This window comes from Sporosarcina luteola (assembly GCF_023715535.1).
Classification (GTDB): domain Bacteria; phylum Bacillota; class Bacilli; order Bacillales_A; family Planococcaceae; genus Sporosarcina; species Sporosarcina luteola_B.
In genome coordinates this window covers 293,527-307,288 of record NZ_JAMBOI010000004.1, presented here as the reverse complement: position 1 = coordinate 307,288, position 13,762 = coordinate 293,527, and the positions used below count along the sequence as shown (strand labels likewise).

The following is a 13,762-nucleotide window of genomic DNA, read 5'->3' as shown; positions in this document are numbered from 1 at the left end:
ACAAATAACCCAACGTCGGACGTTAGGAAGAAGAAACCTTATAGCACCAAGCATCAAGCGGTCTTTTTACGTCAGACGTTCAATTTGTTCAACGTCGGACGTTAACAGATAGAAATGCTTTGAAATCAACGATTAAAGACTATATTAACGTCGGACAAATGGTTATTCATCATCGACAGGCTTGTATTCCGACAAATAAGGCAGCGGATCTTCCTTCACACCAGCGCGAATGATTTCAAAGTGGAGGTGATTGCCAGTTGATGTTCCTGTTGAACCGCAAGTACCGATCACATCACCTTGGGAAACAGTTTTATTTATCTCAACTGCAACTGTATCCAAATGTGCATACAGCGTGGTAATTTCCCCGTGATTGATTATTACATGAAGGCCATAGCCGTTTGACCATCCATTTCCGGATGCAAAAATGACATTTCCACTCTGTGCTGCAAGTATCGGATCGCCATTCTTACAGGCAAGGTCTACACCTGTATGGAATCGTTCATCACCGTAAACAGGGTGTATCCGATAACCGAAAGGGCTGTTTATCTTTAACCCCGTCAATAACGGAATCATCCAGTCACCAACAACATGAACCTTGCAGTTCATTGTCAGACCACCAAATTGAGCAACGAATTTTGTAACTGCTGGCACCCAGTGGTTGTTAAGACCAGTGGGGTCATTATCAGCCCCAATGGGCGCATAGGAGCTTCCTAAATCGGCAATCGTAATCAATCCATCCTGGATAATTCGATTGTGCAATGTCTTCCCCATGGCTTCTATGCCCTCTTCAATCGTTGAGAAGGAATATAAAAAACGACTGCCGGTTGCAGGGTCCATCAAACCACCCGGATTGTTCTTCAGCATGACAGCAGCAGATGTTCCTGAACCGGTCTCATGAAAAGCGATAGCAGCCATCAATACCGGGTCTATACCGTATTTTTCAGCAACCTCAATAAAAACCGTTCCTTTGTCGGTAAATTTTCCAGCATTGTTGAACTGGGAGAAGAATATTTCCTCACTGATTTCTCCGTCCGGTCGACATACCGCACCTCCTGCAAAGTTCCATCTTTCATCATCTTCTTCAGTAAAAACTATAAACACGCCTAAGAAGAGGAAAAGGGCGAGAATGGATAACAGAAGAAGCAAACCTGGGCTGGCTAAGATAGGAACCAGCCATAGCAACTTTTTCATGTCACTCGATTCCCCCTATCTCTTTTGGTCATAGTTCAAATAGAAATCTGTGATCTGGAATTTTCCGTTGCTGTCCTTTTCAAACATCATGCTGTAAATATCGGTGTCCTTTCTTACATTGCCATCGCTATCCAACACTTCGCTTACAACGACACCATCCCATGAAATTGCAATCAAAGTAGGCGCGACAGGTTCTTTTATTTCTACGGATAGAACTTTTCGGGAAATGATACCTTCAACATCCTTCATCCCTTCAATTTTTTCAGCCTTGGCATCTCTCAGGTAATCAATATGGCTTTGTATCAAAACCCCCTCAACAGAATTTAAATGTTCGGTTGGTTTCTTCCTATTAAACGTGTGGAATTTGGTTAAAAAGTCTTCGGCCAGCATCTTCGTTTCATCTAAATACTTTTCAGGAAACATATCGATTTGTGTTGGTTTTTTAGTGACTTCATCGGGTACTGTCAAATAGTTTTTTGTGAAATTGTCTTCTGTGTTTTCATTCACTTCTTCAGATTTCATTTCTTTATTACTGACGATTTGATTTTCCGATTCACCTTCCTTCGAGGTGTATTGCCACATCCCACAATTTTCTTTTGACGCTAAATCTTCAACTGCATTCTTTTCATCTTTCTTCTCCTTCGACTTATCAACTACTCCTACAATAAACCCCAATAATAAAAGCGTGACAGAGAGACCTATCACGCTAATCATGAGTATTCGTTTTGTTCGTTCATTCACGTGCTTCCAACTCCTTCAGTGACATTTCTCGCTCGTAAAAGTCGGGATTATTTTGGGAAATCACCAAGTGATTTAAGGTTATTACTCTTCAGTAGGGCTTTACGTTCTTTCTCCAATTCAACAGCCTTTCTCTCGTTTTGGATATTTGCGGCAAACGTATCGGCAAACCCATTTTTCCATTCTCCTTGCCCTGCTTTTTCTACAACTAAATCAAAATGTCTCTTCATCTCCGTTTGACTGAGGTTATCTATTCCATGTGATTTTAAACTATCCAACGTCCTGTCAATCATTTCTGACGGGAGCCCTCTGTTTGAAAGTTCATTGGTTATCATTGTTCTGTTCATATGCAGTTCATATTCCACTTCACCGTATACATCCTGTTTCTCTTTTTGCAATTGGATCGAACTTCTTTCATCTGAAATACCTTTCGCAAATGTTTCTGCAAAGCCTCCAGAAAGATCACTAAATCCTTTTAACTTATGGTACTGCGAATGCAATTCGTCAGAACTCACATCATGCAGACCATGCTTTTCTAGAGACTGCATAGTTAAGTCTACCATTTTCGAAGACATTCCTGTATCGGACAGAACAGATTTTGTTTGTTCCAGTCTTTGTTCTCGATTGGGGAACAGTACATTTTTCTCCAGCTCGACCGCTTTGCTATTTCTGTTATCCGAGATACCCTTTGCGAATGTTTCCGCAAAATTTCCTTCCATATCTCCTCGACTACTGATCTTCTTAAATTGCTCAGCAAGTTCATCATCTGAAAGCTGATTAATGCCTGCCTTTTCGAATGCCTCCATCGTTTCTTTCTTCATCTCAGGAGTAAAGTCTTTATCATTCAGGAAGTTTTCAAGCTTACTTCTATCAAAACCGGTTAGCTTATTAGCTTTTTCTGACTTTGACATCTTGCTTAGATGGGCCAGATGCTGAGCCTTCATAGCTGAACCTGCAACATCACTAACGCTACCTTCACCAGTCACGACTCTACCAACCGAACCGCCAATTGCTGCTCCTGTCATAGCACCGGCAGGACCGCCAGTAACAGCCCCTGCGACAGCTCCACCCACAGTTGCGACATTCTGCATGCCCTTTTTAAATGGAGCGTTAAACGTTCCCGAACTCTCACGGAGTTCTCGAATAGTATTAGAACCTGATGAGAAGATGTCCTTGATTCTCTTCCTTAGTATGAAGATTGTAGCAAACAACAACAGATTGAAAGTTGCTGCTCCTACATAGCTATAAAACGGATTGGAACCTCCGCTGAGTGATTTGAAATCCGCGGCATAAATGATGTCTGAAATCACAAAAACAATCAACGCAACGAATGAAACAAATATCTTCAAGGCCAAAGGTATACCTAGCTCAATGAAATAACGTTTCATTACATTGAACTGACCCGGAATGGCTGCTATCAGTAAAGCAAATGGTGCAAGAGCAGCAATCACCATGAACCAAAACTGAAATAGTATTAAACAAAGTGATAATAAGTAGATAGGAAGCGACACAAGACCGTTAATTACCATGTAAAAATAAGAGAATGCTAAACGGCTGTTCACAGCTGAATATTTCATCATGTGATTACTATGTCCATTTTTAGATGCTTCATCTTCAATGACTTTAGTTAATCTTTCTTCACCAACAGGCTCTTTTAGGATGTTTTTTACGCGTTGTACACCCCTATCTCTATCTCCTCTACCTAATGATTCGACATCATGTGTTCCATATTGCATATATAAATATGGTCTATCAACAAACATACCCCAAATACTGTCTTTCATTTTCGTTCTTGGGTCTTCTACATTCGATTCTTGTCCCCCTGAATGACTGGGAAGACTAACAACAAAACCACTTAGTTCTGTTGTAATCTTATTTGCTCCTGTTAATAGAGCGGTGTAGTTAGCAAACATAAAAATTGCGATGGTAAGCGCAATTATTGTTTGAAAGACAGATGTAAATGATTCAAAAAACGCACGTTTTACAATGAAAATGTACAAGGCATATATGCCTGTCAACACAGCAATCAGTTTTACCAGATTCCCAAAGAGTCCGAATCCGATATTGAAGGCCCCACCTGAAATACCTGTGATATTTGACATTAGGGATTCTAGCTCTACAATGATTTTTTCAGTAAAATCTGCTGTATATGCTAGGTCATACATAACCAACATTGTGTAAGTCAAAAATATATTAATGTCAAAAACAATGTTATTGACTAGATTGACCATTTCACTTAATTTATTTCCCACATTTTCTTTAACATCAGCCCAGCCGAATAGTTTATCATAAGTATCAGCCCAAAACTTTTCCCCTTCCTCTGAGGACTCCACATCTTTATCCGAAACGGCATCTAAATGATAATAAGATTTTTGGTCATCTTTAAATTCACCATACTGATCCGTAATAATATCCATGATATTTGTTTTGGAGGTAGGATCTTCTCCATCGTCTGTTGCTCCAGTATTAGCTATACCTAAAGTGAAAAACAGAATAACCATCATAGTGCTACATAATATAACTTTAGATTTAGATAGCATATGGTTTAGGCAATAAAAAATAACCCTATGCATATAGCAAGGGTTACCGTAGCCTGTTACCTCCTTTCATATTTAAATCTTTATTCCTTTGGTAATTCATGAAGTACCGTTCCAGTTTCCGCATTACTATCATTGATAATTTCTGGCCGTTCTCCATAAAAGGATTCAACTTTCCATTCACTTTCATCATTCGGTTTAATTATAATCCAACCGTTAGTTAGAACATTTTTGTCGTCTGGCGTACGATACCTATAATAAACTTCTTTCTTTTCTTCACTGTAGAAATTATCATATCTTCTCAATTCATAATTTCCTTCTAACTCCTCAAAACGATTAGGATACTCATGACTGTCCAACAGGTACGATTTCTTTTCCTTTAATTCTTCAACCCCATCAGAGGACAAATACCCCAGTATCTCAGGGTAATTCTGTTCAGTCTTTACAACCATAAAATCATGAGCTATCTCATCCGTTACTTCAAATACATCCGCATACTTCTCCGCATTATCAACAGACTTCGCTTTTGTACCTTCTTCGTTTTCAGCGGAGCACGCTGCCATAAGAAAAGTCATGGCTAAGAGCAGCAGCAAACTCCACATACTTTTTTTATACAATTCATCACTCCCTTTCAATGGTTTTTATGTTATCATACAACTCTCACTTTTTCACGTTCCCTTTCCGCTTCGGATGAAGTTGAGGAATCGAAAGCATCCAACAATTCAACAAAGACAGGATTGATTTTCACTACGGCTGACCGTCCATAAATGTCTTGGAATAATGCTTCACCACGATCCAATGACTTCAATATTTCGATGTTCGCATCTGTTTTGGGTAGATTAAGATAGTCCAGCATCTCTTCTGCTTCACTTGTCTTACGTAAACCGAAGCTGAATTTCATCCCCATATTTGCAACATCGTTCCCATGGTCGGAAGCATTCTGAGATCCCTTCATAAGCGTAGTATTATAGAAACGGCCCATACGAACAATGAAATCCATCAGTTCAGAGCCTATAGCACTTCGCTCAATCGCGCTCGCTTCATCCTGAAGGATAAATTTATGGGTCCCCCTGTCCCCTTTGAACATGTATTGCTTTGTCCAAGCCGTGATGGATATCATGATGGCTTCGGAGATCTTATGGATTGTCCGTGCATTCTTCTTTTCGCTGGATGAAGGAAGACTCAAATTCTGAATCATCAAGACCTGGATCGGTTTATCGTGACCTAACACTTTAAAATTTTGACCCACCTCACCAAATAGCAACATGGACAACTGATTGCGTTTCAAAGTTTCTAATGTACCCCTTAACCTTTCCAATGACTCATAACGGCTATTTGACATGCTTTCCGGGCGATTCTCATACAAGTCATGGAGATAACTCAAGACGCGACCTATACACGGGTCAGGCATATTAGCTACTTCCTCCACTGCTTCACTCAAGATATTGTAGGCATCATCATTTAGATCGATGTTCGACAGATATGATAGGATGTCCATGGTAATGTCTTTGGCCTCCTCGATGCTCGTACTCGTCCTAAATGGATCGAGCGAACCTGCATCATCAGGGTCAGAGCCGAGTGTCCAAACCTCAATGAATTCTTTCGGAATGAATGGCAGCCCCTTATCCCATCCAGTCCTGTCTCCCTTCGGATCAATTATCAACCCTTTCGAACCTGTCAATGTGGCTAGATAAATGAACAGATTCATGAAGAAAGATTTACCTCTTCCGGTCATCCCTGCAACGAGTACCGATATGGAATCCACAACGTTTCCTAATCCATCGAACGCCTTGGCAGCTAAATCGGGCTGGATAAAGACCGGCTTGGAGAACTGTGAGGTATGACCGATATAAAACCCGCGATTATCCCCGATATTCGTCGTGGCACCGAACATCATGCCAGCAAGTACCCCTGGGGCAACTTCCATCTTATAATCATCATGGTATTTTCTCGAACCGGGAATTGACTCCAACAAAAAGTGAAGCTGTTCACCGTACGGAGCCACGATTTTCAAGCCGAACTTAGATAATTCATTTCTTAATAAACCGACGCGAGTCTTCAATTGCTCTTCGGTTTCAGCAGATACTTTGAATACGAAAGAACAAGCGAAACCTGGGAAACCAGTTTGTTTGAAATAGTTTTCCATTTGTACGGTTCCACTTTGAGAAACATCCACGCTCATATCAACGACTTGTCCACCTTTTTCAGCCTCTTTTCGTTGGTCCCTGAATTCTAATTTTGCATTCGTCAATTTCTTTTTGATGATTTCATTCGGTTGGTTTTCTGCACGTATGGAAATTGTCAAAGGGAATGGCATGCGTAATTGAATGCGATACAGCCATTCACTGCCGGGATGATGTTGTACGTCATCCATATATTCTATAGTCAAGTATTGGCAATACAGGTTTTCAATTTCATTGTCGTCTGTGATTCGGCTTAACTGCAAAGTCTTCGGTCCGACTTCCCTGATATTCGTATTCTGCAAGTCGAAGAAATCTCTTTTATTATTTCGGATTGCTTTATGTTTGTTCCCTTGCTTGTCAATCCCCTCAACAGCAGTCCCGATTTCAAAGGAAGTGCGGGGCTGAACATCCGTGTTATTGTTTCGTGTACTATAAGTCTTTTCGATAATGAAGACCAGTTCTTCCGTTGTGACTTTCTGGATACGTGAGCCAAATGAATTGGCAACTGTAGATTCAATAGAAACCGCTTGGCTTTGGTATGCATTGATCTGAGTTTGAAGAATATCATCCGGATACAAACCTACAGCCTGATAAAGAGGGGAACTGAAACCTTCGAAAAACATCTTTATGGAGGTCAATGCATTGATACCTGCATTACCGGAAACGTATCTGTTTTTCTCAGGATCTAATTGAATACCGATATAATGATGGTATTCACTTGATTCATTCAATTCCCGTTCATTTTCAAGGGCTTTTTTGACTTGCTCAATAAATTGAATCCCATTCTCTTTCAGGGGATATTCTTTCAATTTCATTTCCTCGATTGTCGAGTTCAAAATTCCTTTTATATTTGTTGGGTTAGGCACGACTAGAAAATGAAGGTCAAGCCCTACATTCGTCAGGAACGACATTTGTTGTTGGAAGGGCAGAATCTTCTCGTCATCTTCCAAAAAGTCATAGTTGAAACCGTCTATTTTATAGTAAGCCCAAACGGTACCAACATGAGAAAAGACTAAGTTATTCTCTATGTGTTTTACGGGAAACTCGATTTTCATGTTAACCACTTCCTTTGATTTTTAATAAAAAGAAAGAAGCTGCATTTATAGAACAGCTTCTTCCCGTTTTACATCATTGGTGTATTTCCCTCATGCAATCTTATCGCCCTCTATTTCACCATTTGCACCAGTGGTTGGTTTCTCATGTAAATTTAACTCAGGGTCTTCGTTTAAAATACGGGCCAGATATTTCATAGCTTTTGCATGCTCCTCATCGACTTCTCTTCGCAGGTCTAACAATTCTTCAGACCGTTTTGATTCGGCATAGGTATAGTAGTTATGGAATTGATAATCCCTTTCTCTCTCCACTTCTCGTCCTCTGTAAAATGTATTGTTCTTCAGCTTCCTTATTTGATAGGAAATGAATGAGCGGAAAAAGTGGATTGGTGACCTCCCTTCCGTCCCGACGTCAGCAAGTAACCAAGCTAGTGCGATTGGAATAAGAATCAAAATTCCCACCGGTACCCAATTGATTAAGCGACCAATTCCAGGCGTGAAGTAAATGGCTGCTTCTATTAGCCCAATCGAAATGAAATACATGACTGCCTTCAACCGCAGCGGTCTTCCCAATTCCAAACCAAAGATTTGATAAAGCTGCCGTTCAAAACGAATGAAATTGTTCAGCACATACAGCGGAATCCTTTTAATGAGCTTTCACCTCCATGCTGTACACTATCTATAAAAGCAAGAAGGATAATCCCCTTGCCGATAAATAATTGTTGCGAGTTTTATTTTCCTAAACTCAATTTCTCCGCAATAAACTCGGAAATACCAATCAAGACATCAGGATTCACGATGAAAATTCCAATGAAGGCAAGACCGATAACAACACCGATCATCGCGATCCACGCTCTTTTAAAAGCTGTTACAATCAGGGCAATAAACAGAACGATGAACAATGCCCACTTGATCTCCTCTGAAATCCATGTAAACAATCCTTCCAAACTCATTCAATTCACCTCCCTCCACAATAAAAAACACAGACGATTGTCTGCGTCATCCTCACCTATTCTTCTAGTTATTCATCTTCCGGATCGTCTTCCTTATGAAGCTCTCGACCTTCAGTCGCTTCGATTTCCTCTTCATGCTTCTTATTTTTCAACTCATCGATGTATGACTTGTTGTTGATGTGTAAAATGGTGTATCGCCCTTCCTTTTCGGCCAACACTAAGAGATAAGAGGAAGTGAATTCAATTCCCGTATCTGGTTCCGCAAGGATCACTTCTGTCCTGACCACTTTTTCTTCCGCTTTTTTCCCTTCGAATATTTCCGTGTTCTTTAATCTCACAAAATTCATTGTCTGGTTAAGTCCATTTTGGTGTTTCGGATCTTCCACGATATAAGTTAGCTTGTCCTTGGAGTCTGTTGAAAAAGCTCCAAAGAACGTGTCTAGGAATGCCTTGATGTTTTGAGTGCTGCCATCTGTAACTGACTTTAGACCGTCCGTTTCAAGAGCAATCGTGCTATCAATCTTCTCCTGCTCCACGAAGGTGAAACTTGGCAAGTCATAAACGATAAAACGATTTTCTATCTCGTCATAGAAAACAGGGACGGAAATATACTTATCAGCCTTCACCCTTTCGGGAGCATTTTTCGCTTTATCTTCCGTCTGGTCATTGACTGCTGTCCGTTGAAACAACACTTTCACTTGAAATGTAATCAGCGCTTTGGATTCTCCAAGATTATCTATATCCTTCAGCACAATGCTTTCACGGGTAAGAGTTGAGTTCCATTTGCTACCGCCTGTTACCGCCTCCTCGCTTAATGTGTCTGGTAGATAACGACCTAGCCTACCGATTCGATCACTCCTTTTCTCGTTATCTACGTTCCAATTGAAATAGGTTACAAGGAAACTTTTTGCGAACTCAATTCCTTCTGCTGAAGTTGCTTTATTCAATTCTTCTTCTCCTTCAGTGACTGCATTTGAGAGCCCATTAGAAGAAAATATATTGACGAATACAATCAGCAGCATAAATGAAAAAAGCAACCAGAAAGTGAATGCCCCAAGCTTCTTAGCCCGGTATCCTTTCGGTCTGCTTTTCTTTTCTCGTATTCTAATTTCTTTCTTTCGTTTTTCATTTTCATTCGCTCTTTTGAAAATCTCAATTGCCGTTTTCAAAAGACTGTCCTTTGAAGTCCCCGACTTATTTAATCTCTTCCTCAATATCGATTACCTCCCTCCATTTTACTCGTTCTCCATTCGTTAAAACTTCTTCGAGCTTCCAACGACGATGAAAATCGCGACAATCAATACAAGTGTAGTCACCGTCCCGTATTTAACTAATGAGGACTCATAAAGATTGATAACGTGCATTTTCAGCTCTTCCCATAAAGGGATCAACGTCGGAAATTGCTCCAACAATAGGCTTCCAATCACAACGATTAGGAAGACCATAAGGATAGTCCCGATAATCAGCTTAAACATTCATTCACCCCCTTTCACAGAATCGCGCATCACCATCCCTTGCGATATTTTTGGTGGTTAATACCGCTTGCAAAAAGGGATGCAGCTGCAACCGTTCCTATGAAGGTTCGAATGAGCAAACTCATTTTCGTAAACACTCTTCCTGATTTTGAAGAAACGGGCTGAGCATGTGAAGGATGCTCCTTTGTAAACAGTTTGATAGCATCCTGATCGGTTTTTACTCTCCCCTCCCTCTTATAAGCAATCAATTGCTCCAAAACCTCTTTGGTATGATATTTCGGCATCAATGAAGATTGATTTTTCAAAGCAAGCTCAACCGTTTTGATGTTTACCTTGACGACTTTTTTATTTTGCTCATAAAATGCAACCTCTTTTGGGTTCACCTTCTTCTTCCTAAGGAAGTACTTGACGGCTGAATTGTAAATCCATAAGAACAAGAGTATTACACTCGTATAGACAGAAGTGTAAAACAGAAACACAGGTGCATAGATGAAAATAAAAGGGTCAATTCCATTACGGACATAATTCACGAAGATCATAAAAACAGGCAACCAGATGAACGATCGTTTCAAGATCTTCCGCATGGTTGCCCTGCTTATCATTTTTTTACGACCCTTGTTTTTTTGAACGGATTCAAGTTCCTTTAATTCCTGTTCCAACATTTCTTTCAGTATGACCGCCTTATAGGTTTGTTCCAAACTCATCTGCATCTTCCTCGCTCCTTTCACAATGAAATCCTCAGGATGCAGCCATGTAGCGAGCTTTCAATCCATCCAATTTTATATAAGGCATATCTACGCAGTAATAGTCACCTCCACGATGCTCAATCCGAGAAGAAATGTAATAGCCCCCATCTTTTATAACCGGGTCTTCGCGCCAAACGTCAATCAAGGAACCACTCGTAAATTCTCTGCCACATAGTTCATAGCGACCCCGGTCATTCTTCAGCAAGTGCCCTTCTATCAAAACCTTCTTATTCAAAAACGACGATAGAAGAATAAGCCTCCTCAAGTCCCTCCATCGCTTTGTACAATATGTGATATTTTTGGACAGCATCAGCATTCAAATTGAACACATTTATATTTTTCATAAGGTCCCGCGTATCTGTTAAAAGACGTTTTATTTGATATTCAGCTTCTACATAAGATTCGATAGTTGTTTCCAGTAGCTTCATTGGTATAGTCTCCTTTCATTTTCAACAAGTCCCGAGATAAAAGTTCTGAATTCCATCGCCGAACGGATTCCCAGAGCTTCTCGAATTCTCTTCTTTGGAATTCCCTCGTCAAGCAACATTAATATTTCCTGGGTGGTTATGTCCTGTTTTTTCTCAAGGATAGCTTCAAGATACGTATCTGTATTCCAAAGCTCGTCACCTACTTTCCGCATTTCTATATAATTGGGACAGCCACCACAGAGAGCTTCGACCATCTCCTTGTCATTCGATCGATCCCCCATCATCACCATTTCTTTAAACAGACAGGAATCACAAACCCTCAACGTTTTACAAACTTTCAAGAACTTTTTCTTCTTACGCATACGTAGCTCTTCCTTAGTCTTCAATGTTTTCGCACCTCCATTAATGGTTAGAATTCAATGCCAAAAGACGACAGCATCGCACTTGCGCTATCATCTATCGCTTGTTCCGTTATTGTCGAATCTTCATTCGTATCATCCGCCTGGACATTCCCGAATGACTGACTGCCCTCGATTTTCGTCAATAGCTCCAAATGTTGCTTCATCAAGTCTTCTCGTAATAGCTGCACTTCTTTTAACAATCGCCTGTTTTCCTCATTCGATTTTTGTTTTTCCGATAGTGTCCGGACCGCGAAACGTAGCATCTGCCTGATGGTCTCGCTTCGCTTGTTGTCAGGTACGCGTGCCAATAAGTTATAGATTTCTTCATCCTCTTCTTGAAGACGGAAGCTATACCGCTTTTCCCAATTTGCATTCATATCACATCACTGACTTATGCCGGCGATCCAGCTGCTCGAATACAGACTTACCTAATCTCAAATAGCCGATTGTGTTTGCAAATTGGCTTTCCGTTATCTTCAACAACCGGTTATCAAAATGGGGCTGGATAAAAGGCTCGAACAGTTCGCCACCCCCACCGGCCAAGAAAATCGCATCGAATAGATCCGATTCTTCAGCCCATACGTTTTTCAAGCGATCTACAATGTTAGAGACTATGGACTTCTTACTGGATTGAATGATTTGGCTGAAATCAATACTCTTTCCTTTATACTTCAATTGTTCATCCTTTAAAATCCGATTGATATAAAGCTCACTCAAATCCGCGCCACCCGTTTGCGTCTTGAAGGATTGTCGAATATCCCTATACAAATTATTTACACCGTCATCCACAGTACCGGATAATTTAGCCTTTGGAACAAAAGATCCGTTCTCCTGAATTTCAACTACAACAAAATCAGTTGTTCTAAAACCGATATCAATTAAACCGATCAGGGACCCTTGGTTCATGAATTGAGGATAAGTAGACTTCCCTTCATGATTGATCAGGGCTGAAAAGATGGCTGAAGCACCTTGCGGAAATACTAGTGCGCGTTCTACGTTCACTTGTTTCGCCCCTTCAACTAACGGGCCCGACTTCCACTCAATAATAGACTGGATGCCAGTGATGGAGGATTGAAAGTTCTTGGCTTGCGCCTGATAGAAATCAAGCGGAAGACCTGTTGAAAGATTAACTGAGCCTCCTCTGCCACCCGTGACAAGCTGTATGGCCGTATTCAAAAGGATATGTGTGTAAATATGATTGAACCGTTCACGTTCAAAGATACGGGATAACGAACGTGATTCATTGGCAAGTTCTCCCACGAAATAATCTTCATTCTCGATGGTTACATACATGTTTGCCATGTCATTCGGTGTATCCCCGAGGATATTCGTAATTCCCCTGTCGTACCCTTTCCCGACTAGCGAAGGGAAAATGACACGCTTCCCTGATGATGACATCGCCTTAACAAATCCATAGCCCAAATCGACTGCTACGTTCTCCAAACCTATGACCTCCTAAAATTTCATATTCAACTTTGCTGCAATGACACAGCATGCATAAATAATGAGTGATAGCCTTGTGATTCTATCAATTAATGTAAAGCTCAAAGACGGTATTGAAATGCCCACAGATTTACTGGAGGGATAGAACAGCTTCACTTTTCCAGTCAGCATGTCTCCTATAATGTGAGCAAGGATTCCACCAATACATGCATATGTCACCCACCACTCGGCAAATGGATGAACCAGTATGCCTACAATGAACACAAACAGAAGCGAATGGGTAAAGGTACGATGACCAAACAATGAATGGATTGGATAGGATACAAAGAAAAACAGCTTCCCGAACTTAGATTTCGGTTCATCAAGATCTGGAATGACTCCTGCAACAGCTCCAACCGCAGCCCCTTTCCAATCACCCCCTGTCACCGTATATCCTGCTACAATTCCTGAAATAGCGTGAGTGGACCACTCCACCTGACAACACCTCACTTTTTAATTCATCAGCCTCCATGTCCTTTCAATCTCCAATCTCGCCTATCCTTTTATCAAACAAAGGAAAACATGGGCTGGAAAATTGGAGGGAGAGCGAACAATAAATCGCTACACCATCATTTT

16 protein-coding genes are annotated in these 13,762 nt (G+C 40.7%); all 16 read right to left on the bottom strand.

Annotated elements, in window-relative coordinates:
- Nucleotides 1–162: 162 nt before the first annotated feature.
- Nucleotides 163–1,191, bottom strand: a complete 1,029-nt coding sequence (locus M3191_RS10915) for a peptidoglycan DD-metalloendopeptidase family protein (RefSeq protein ID WP_251700404.1) — start codon at nucleotides 1,189–1,191, stop codon at nucleotides 163–165.
- Nucleotides 1,192–1,206: 15 nt separating this feature from the next.
- Complete coding sequence (locus M3191_RS10910) at nucleotides 1,207–1,932, bottom strand: hypothetical protein (RefSeq protein WP_251700403.1); 726 nt, start codon at nucleotides 1,930–1,932, stop codon at nucleotides 1,207–1,209.
- A 47-nt stretch (nucleotides 1,933–1,979) separates the two neighbouring features.
- Nucleotides 1,980–4,433 carry a CD3337/EF1877 family mobilome membrane protein gene (locus tag M3191_RS10905; RefSeq protein WP_435368153.1) on the bottom strand — a complete coding sequence of 818 codons (2,454 nt, stop codon included), beginning with the start codon at nucleotides 4,431–4,433 and terminating at the stop codon, nucleotides 1,980–1,982.
- 116 nt (nucleotides 4,434–4,549) lie between these two features.
- Nucleotides 4,550–5,083, bottom strand: a complete 534-nt coding sequence (locus M3191_RS10900) for a hypothetical protein (RefSeq protein WP_251700401.1) — start codon at nucleotides 5,081–5,083, stop codon at nucleotides 4,550–4,552.
- 32 nt (nucleotides 5,084–5,115) lie between these two features.
- Nucleotides 5,116–7,704, bottom strand: a complete 2,589-nt coding sequence (locus M3191_RS10895; protein ID WP_251700400.1) for an ATP-binding protein — start codon at nucleotides 7,702–7,704, stop codon at nucleotides 5,116–5,118.
- Between the two features lie 90 nt (nucleotides 7,705–7,794).
- Nucleotides 7,795–8,331, bottom strand: a complete 537-nt coding sequence (locus M3191_RS10890; protein WP_251700399.1) for a TcpE family conjugal transfer membrane protein — start codon at nucleotides 8,329–8,331, stop codon at nucleotides 7,795–7,797.
- Nucleotides 8,332–8,432: 101 nt separating this feature from the next.
- Nucleotides 8,433–8,654 (bottom strand): hypothetical protein, encoded by a 222-nt coding sequence (locus M3191_RS10885; RefSeq protein ID WP_251695176.1) that lies wholly within the window; start codon nucleotides 8,652–8,654, stop codon nucleotides 8,433–8,435.
- Nucleotides 8,655–8,722: 68 nt separating this feature from the next.
- The gene (locus M3191_RS10880) at nucleotides 8,723–9,868 is read right to left on the bottom strand and encodes a conjugal transfer protein (RefSeq protein ID WP_251700398.1); all 1,146 of its coding nucleotides are present in this window, start codon (nucleotides 9,866–9,868) and stop codon (nucleotides 8,723–8,725) included.
- A 39-nt stretch (nucleotides 9,869–9,907) separates the two neighbouring features.
- Nucleotides 9,908–10,129, bottom strand: coding sequence for a hypothetical protein (locus tag M3191_RS10875; protein ID WP_251700397.1), 222 nt, complete (start codon nucleotides 10,127–10,129; stop codon nucleotides 9,908–9,910).
- A 29-nt stretch (nucleotides 10,130–10,158) separates the two neighbouring features.
- Nucleotides 10,159–10,839, bottom strand: a complete 681-nt coding sequence (locus M3191_RS10870; RefSeq protein WP_251700396.1) for a hypothetical protein — start codon at nucleotides 10,837–10,839, stop codon at nucleotides 10,159–10,161.
- 28 nt (nucleotides 10,840–10,867) lie between these two features.
- The gene (locus M3191_RS18700; protein WP_353056524.1) at nucleotides 10,868–11,185 is read right to left on the bottom strand and encodes a DUF5348 domain-containing protein; all 318 of its coding nucleotides are present in this window, start codon (nucleotides 11,183–11,185) and stop codon (nucleotides 10,868–10,870) included.
- Complete coding sequence (locus M3191_RS10865) at nucleotides 11,103–11,303, bottom strand: hypothetical protein (RefSeq protein WP_251700395.1); 201 nt, start codon at nucleotides 11,301–11,303, stop codon at nucleotides 11,103–11,105. Before M3191_RS10865 ends, M3191_RS18700 begins: the two co-directional genes overlap by 83 nt.
- Nucleotides 11,300–11,665: a hypothetical protein gene (locus tag M3191_RS10860; protein WP_251700394.1), complete on the bottom strand. Its 366-nt coding sequence runs from the start codon at nucleotides 11,663–11,665 to the stop codon at nucleotides 11,300–11,302. The genes M3191_RS10865 and M3191_RS10860 overlap by 4 nt, the downstream gene beginning before the upstream one ends.
- 47 nt (nucleotides 11,666–11,712) lie before the next feature.
- Nucleotides 11,713–12,081, bottom strand: coding sequence for a hypothetical protein (locus M3191_RS10855; protein ID WP_251700393.1), 369 nt, complete (start codon nucleotides 12,079–12,081; stop codon nucleotides 11,713–11,715).
- Between the two features lies 1 nt (nucleotide 12,082).
- Nucleotides 12,083–13,147, bottom strand: a complete 1,065-nt coding sequence (locus M3191_RS10850) for a ParM/StbA family protein (protein ID WP_251700392.1) — start codon at nucleotides 13,145–13,147, stop codon at nucleotides 12,083–12,085.
- Nucleotides 13,148–13,159: 12 nt separating this feature from the next.
- Entirely contained in the window at nucleotides 13,160–13,621 is a 462-nt protein-coding gene (locus tag M3191_RS10845; protein WP_251700391.1) for a metal-dependent hydrolase, read from the bottom strand.
- Between the last annotated feature and the right edge of the window lie 141 nt (nucleotides 13,622–13,762).

Excerpts from the sequence above, each read along its gene's own strand:
- M3191_RS10915 (WP_251700404.1), bottom strand. The coding sequence starts at position 1,191 with ATGAAAAAGTTGCTATGGCTGGTTCCTATCTTAGCCAGCCCAGGTTTG.
- M3191_RS10905 (WP_435368153.1), bottom strand. The coding sequence starts at position 4,433 with ATGATGGTTATTCTGTTTTTCACTTTAGGTATAGCTAATACTGGAGCA.
- M3191_RS10895 (WP_251700400.1), bottom strand. The coding sequence starts at position 7,704 with ATGAAAATCGAGTTTCCCGTAAAACACATAGAGAATAACTTAGTCTTT.
- M3191_RS10885 (WP_251695176.1), bottom strand. The coding sequence starts at position 8,654 with ATGAGTTTGGAAGGATTGTTTACATGGATTTCAGAGGAGATCAAGTGG.
- M3191_RS10875 (WP_251700397.1), bottom strand. The coding sequence starts at position 10,129 with ATGTTTAAGCTGATTATCGGGACTATCCTTATGGTCTTCCTAATCGTT.
- M3191_RS10870 (WP_251700396.1), bottom strand. The coding sequence starts at position 10,839 with ATGCAGATGAGTTTGGAACAAACCTATAAGGCGGTCATACTGAAAGAA.
- M3191_RS18700 (WP_353056524.1), bottom strand. The coding sequence starts at position 11,185 with ATGCTGTCCAAAAATATCACATATTGTACAAAGCGATGGAGGGACTTG.
- M3191_RS10865 (WP_251700395.1), bottom strand. The coding sequence starts at position 11,303 with ATGAAGCTACTGGAAACAACTATCGAATCTTATGTAGAAGCTGAATAT.
- M3191_RS10860 (WP_251700394.1), bottom strand. The coding sequence starts at position 11,665 with ATGCGTAAGAAGAAAAAGTTCTTGAAAGTTTGTAAAACGTTGAGGGTT.
- M3191_RS10855 (WP_251700393.1), bottom strand. The coding sequence starts at position 12,081 with ATGAATGCAAATTGGGAAAAGCGGTATAGCTTCCGTCTTCAAGAAGAG.